Origin of the sequence: Streptomyces sp. W16, assembly GCF_033194735.1 — a bacterium.
GTDB lineage: Bacteria > Actinomycetota > Actinomycetes > Streptomycetales > Streptomycetaceae > Streptomyces.
In genome coordinates, this window is sequence record NZ_JAWOAI010000662.1 from 1 (window position 1) to 4,597 (window position 4,597).

A 4,597-nucleotide genomic window follows, 5' to 3' on the forward strand; every position below is an offset into this window, starting at 1 on the left:
CGACTGCTGGGCGACCCGGAGCTGAGAGCGCGACTCGGCCGGGCCGGGCGTGAGCGAGTGCTGGCCCGGTTCACCTGGGCCAAGGCGGCCGAGGGCACGGCAGCCAGGTATCGCGAGGCGATCGCGGGCCGTACGACCTCTCCATCCCCTTCTCCGACCAGTGTTACCGGTGTCTATCCCGAAAGCAGGGCCACGTGCTGACCGTCGACTTCTCCCGGTTCCCGCTCGCCCCTGGCGACCGTGTCCTGGACCTCGGGTGCGGTGCCGGGCGGCACGCGTTCGAGTGCTACCGGCGAGGGGCACAGGTCGTCGCCCTCGACCAGAACGCCGAGGAGATCCGCGAGGTCGCCAAGTGGTTCGCGGCGATGAAGGAGGCCGGCGAGGCCCCCGCCGGTGCCACCGCCACCGCGATGGAGGGCGACGCGCTCCAACTTCCGTTCCCCGACGAGTCGTTCGACGTCGTGATCATCTCCGAGGTCATGGAGCACATCCCGGACGACAAGGGAGTGCTCGCCGAGATGGTCCGGGTGCTGAAGCCCGGCGGCCGGATCGCCATCACCGTCCCGCGCTACGGCCCCGAGAAGGTCTGCTGGGCCCTGTCCGACGCCTACCACGAGGTCGAGGGCGGCCACATCCGCATCTACAAGGCGGACGAACTCCTCACCAAGATCCGCGAGGCCGGCCTCAAGCCCTACGGCACCCATCACGCGCACGCGCTGCACTCGCCGTACTGGTGGCTGAAGTGCGCGTTCGGCGTGGACAACGACAAGGTGCTGCCGGTGCAGGCGTACCACAAGCTCCTGGTCTGGGACATCATGAAGAAACCCCTCGCCACCCGGGTCGCCGAACAGGCGCTGAACCCGCTGATCGGCAAGAGCTTCGTGGCCTACGCGACCAAGCCGCACCTCCCCCTGGCGGAAGCCAAGTGACCGCTCCCCGGACAGAACACCTCGTCCTGCCCGGGGTCCTCACCGCGGAGGAGGCCGCCGCGACCGTCGCCGGCATCCTCGCCGTGCAGCGGGAGGACGGGGCGATCCCATGGTTCCGGGGCCATCACCTCGACCCGTGGGACCACACCGAGGCCGCGATGGCGCTCGACGCGGCGGGCGAACACGAAGCCGCCGAGCGGGCGTACAACTGGCTGGCCCGGCACCAGAACGAGGACGGCTCCTGGTACGCGGCCTACGCCGACGGCGACGCGCACGACGTCACCGACCGGGGGCGCGAGACCAACTTCGTCGCCTACGTGGCCGTGGGCGTGTGGCACCACTACCTCTCGACCGGCGACGACACGTTCCTCGACCGCCTGTGGCCCACGGTGTTCGCGGCCGTCGAGTTCGTCCTCCGCCTGCAGCAGCCGGGTGGGCAGATTGGCTGGAAGCGGGAGGACGACGGGACGGACACGGCGGACGCGCTCCTCACCGGCTCCTCCTCGATCCACCAGGCGCTGCGCTGCGCGCTCGCGATCGCCGAACAGCGCGAAGAGCCGCAGCCGGACTGGGAGTTGGCGGTCGGCGCACTGCGGCACGCGATCCGCCGCCATCCCGGACGGTTCCTGGACAAGGACCGCTACTCGATGGACTGGTACTACCCGGTCCTGGGCGGCGCGTTGACCGGCACGGAGGCCAAGTCCCGGGTGGAGGAGGGCTGGAGCCGCTTCGTCGTGCCCGGGCTAGGGGTGCGGTGTGTCGTCCCCAACCCGTGGGTGACCGGGGGCGAGTCCGCCGAACTCGCCCTGGCGCTGTGGGTGTTGGGCGAGTCCGACCGCGCCCTGGAGATTCTCCAGTCGATACAGCACCTGCGCGATGCGGAGACCGGGCTGTACTGGACGGGGTATGTCTTCGAGGACGATGCGGTGTGGCCGCGCGAGCTGACCACGTGGACGGCGGGGTCGTTGCTTCTCGCTGTGGCGGCGCTGGGGGGTCATGACGCGACCTGTGCTGTGTTCGGCGCCGAGCATTTGCCGAATGGGCTGGATCCGGATTGTTGTTGAGCGCGGGCCGGTGGGGGCTGGTCGCGCCCACGCGGCGGAGCCGCAAATCGATACAGCCCCGCGCCCCTAAAAACACCGGCCCGCTGTTGCCTTTAGGGGCGCGGGGAACTGCGCGCTCAGCCACGACGGACCCGCAGCCGCTCAGTACTTGTGCATACGGTTGGCGATGGCGTGGCCTATGAACAGGTAGACCACGGCCGCCAGGCCGTAGCCGCAGACGACGCGGGCCCACGCCCTGTGGAACGTGAACAGGTCGTGGGACCAGCCTGCGAGCCAGGTGGCCGCGTCATGGACGAACTTCACGAGGTCGTTGCCTCGGTTCGCGTCCAGTAGGTACATCATGATCCAGAGACCCAGGATCAGGGCCGCGATGTCTGCGGCGACCGCGACGATGTTGCCGGCCTGATTGGGGCCGCGACGGGATTCAGGGGACATGCACACCGGATTGCCGCTCAAACGTGCGTGAAACCCGAACGGGTTCCCTCAGGTGGCGCAACCGCCCCGGCCGGGTGAGGCTGCCGGGGTAAGGACACCCACTCGGGGAAAACCCCGGAGGATTCCGTGCCCGTACCGATACGGCGCCTCTTCGTGGCGCTCACCCTGTGCTGCGCCCTGCTCGCCGGCGCCACCGCCTGTGGCAGCGCCACCGAGGACGCCACGCAGAACACCGCCGCCGTCGTGGCCGCCGCCACCCCGAGCCCCAGCACCACCGCCGAGCGCCAGAAGCTCGCCAAGACCCGCTTCGTCGCCAACGCGGGCCTCGCCGCCGGTGCCACCTACCAGTGGATCGTGAAGCCCTGGAAGGCCGGCAAGTTCAAGAAGGGTGCGGGCGGACGCAGGTTCGCCCTCGTCAAGGCAGGCCTCGCGGGCGCGTTCGCGTACAACCGGCTCAAGGCGGCCAAGAAGAACGCCCAGGGCGACCCCACGCTCTCCAAGGCACTCGCCCCGCTGACCGCCGGCATCGACTCCCTCAAGGACCTGCCGTCCAAGCTCCGCAAGGGCGACTCGACGGACGCGACGGCGAGTTCCTTCGATGACATCATCAACAAGGTCAAGGACGCAGGGAAGAGCGCCGGCGCCGAGGTGACCGACAAGGTGCCGTCGGCCGGGCAGCTCACCGGAGGCTGAGTCCCGGTCCGCTACTAGGAGTTGAGCTCCGCCAGCACCCGCAGCGTGTGCGGGTCGGGCGCAAGGGCCAGCAGGTCCGTCACCGGGCCCTTGCGCCACAACTCCAGCCGCTCCGCGATCCGTTCACGCGGCCCCACGAGCGAGATCTCGTCGGCGAACGCGTCCGGCACGGCCAGCACGGCCTCCTCCCGGCGCCCGCCGAGGAACAACTCCTGTATCCGCCGGGCCTCTTCCTCGTACCCCATGCGTGCCATCAGGTCGGCGTGGAAGTTGCGGGCCGCGTGCCCCATCCCGCCGATGTAGAAGCCGAGCATCATCTTCACGGGGAGCAGGCCTTCGGCGACGTCGTCGCAGACCTTCACCTGCGCCATGGGCGCGACGAGGAAGCCGTCACGGAAGGTCGTCGTGCCGTAGACCTCCGGGCGGCTCGGCGACCAGTACAACGGCAGCCACCCGTCGGCGAGTTGGGCAGTCTGAGCCACGTTCCTCGGCCCCTCGGCGCCCAGGAGGATCGGCAGGTCGGCGCGGAGCGGGTGGGTGATGGACTTGAGCGGCTTGCCGAGTCCCGTACCGTCCGCGCCCCGGTAGGGATGCGCGTGGAACCGCCCGTCCACCTCGACCGGCGCCTCCCGCCGCAGCACCTGCCGTACGACCTCGACGTACTCCCGGGTCGCGGTCAGCGGCGACTTGGGGAACGGCCGCCCGTACCAGCCCTCCACCACCTGCGGCCCCGACAGTCCGAGCCCGAGCATCATCCGCCCGCCCGACAGATGGTCGAGGGTGAGCGCGTGCATCGCGGTGGTGGTCGGCGAGCGGGCCGCCATCTGCGCAACCGCCGTCCCCAGCTTGATCCTTGACGTCTGCGCGGCGATCCAGGTCAGCGGAGTGAAGGCGTCGGAACCCCACGACTCGGCCGTCCACACCGAGTCGTACCCGAGCCGCTCCGCCTCCTGGGCCAGCGGCAGATGCTCGGCGGAGGGCCCGCGCCCCCAGTACCCGAGTGCGAGACCGAGCCGCATATCGCCTCCACAGTCAGCTATCTGACGGATCGTCAGCCAGTCGATGAGACGGCTGCGACTGTACGACAACGGCCCCCCACCCGGAAGGGCGAGGGGCCGTGGGAGACGGTACGGGGTTCAGCCGCGCTGGATCCCGGACGTGTCCTGCAGTACGCCACGACGGCCGTCCTGCGTCTGCGCGATCAGCGCCGGACCGCGCTGCTCGACGGCCAAGTACCAGGTACCCGGCGCGAGTTCGGCGATCGGCGACGGCGAACCGTCCTCCGCGAACAGCGGCCGGGCCACCGGCACGGCGAACCAGAACGGCGAGAAGTCCCCACCCGGAGGGGGCGTCGGCTGCGGCTGGGGCTGCCCGAACGGCTGCGCGGTCTGCGCCTGCTGCGGCGGAGTGCCGTACGACGGCTGCGGCGCACCGGCGCCGACACCCGGGTGGCCGTAACCGCCGCGAGGCTGGGCG

5 protein-coding genes and 2 pseudogenes are annotated in these 4,597 nt (G+C 70.4%); 4 read left to right on the forward strand and 3 right to left on the reverse strand.

Annotation, left to right across the window (positions count from 1 at the left end; all coding sequences use genetic code 11):
• The 3 genes and pseudogenes from R6V09_RS46495 to R6V09_RS46505 form a co-directional block, all read left to right on the forward strand.
• Positions 1 to 201 (forward strand): annotated as a pseudogene (locus R6V09_RS46495) (glycosyltransferase family protein); the annotation flags it as partial.
• On the forward strand, positions 195 to 929 hold the full coding sequence (locus tag R6V09_RS46500; RefSeq protein ID WP_262057804.1) for a class I SAM-dependent methyltransferase: 735 nt from the start codon (positions 195 to 197) through the stop codon (positions 927 to 929). The pseudogene R6V09_RS46495 and the gene R6V09_RS46500, both read left to right, overlap by 7 nt.
• Positions 926 to 1,993: a prenyltransferase gene (locus R6V09_RS46505; protein ID WP_317887510.1), complete on the forward strand. Its 1,068-nt coding sequence runs from the start codon at positions 926 to 928 to the stop codon at positions 1,991 to 1,993. The genes R6V09_RS46500 and R6V09_RS46505 overlap by 4 nt, the downstream gene beginning before the upstream one ends.
• Before the next feature lie 141 nt (positions 1,994 to 2,134).
• Here the strand turns inward: R6V09_RS46505 and R6V09_RS46510 are convergent, their stop codons facing one another.
• Positions 2,135 to 2,428 (reverse strand): hypothetical protein, encoded by a 294-nt coding sequence (locus R6V09_RS46510; protein WP_317887511.1) that lies wholly within the window; start codon positions 2,426 to 2,428, stop codon positions 2,135 to 2,137.
• Positions 2,429 to 2,554: 126 nt separating this feature from the next.
• Here R6V09_RS46510 and R6V09_RS46515 point away from each other — a divergent pair, with 126 nt between their 5' ends.
• Complete coding sequence (locus R6V09_RS46515) at positions 2,555 to 3,121, forward strand: hypothetical protein (protein ID WP_317887512.1); 567 nt, start codon at positions 2,555 to 2,557, stop codon at positions 3,119 to 3,121.
• Positions 3,122 to 3,135: 14 nt separating this feature from the next.
• Here R6V09_RS46515 and R6V09_RS46520 read toward each other — a convergent pair whose 3' ends face one another.
• Both R6V09_RS46520 and R6V09_RS46525 read right to left on the reverse strand, forming a co-directional pair.
• A complete protein-coding gene (locus R6V09_RS46520) occupies positions 3,136 to 4,140 on the reverse strand; it encodes an LLM class F420-dependent oxidoreductase (RefSeq protein WP_317887513.1) in 1,005 nt (334 codons plus the stop codon).
• Between the two features lie 117 nt (positions 4,141 to 4,257).
• Positions 4,258 to 4,597, reverse strand: a pseudogene (locus tag R6V09_RS46525) (hypothetical protein); the annotation flags it as partial.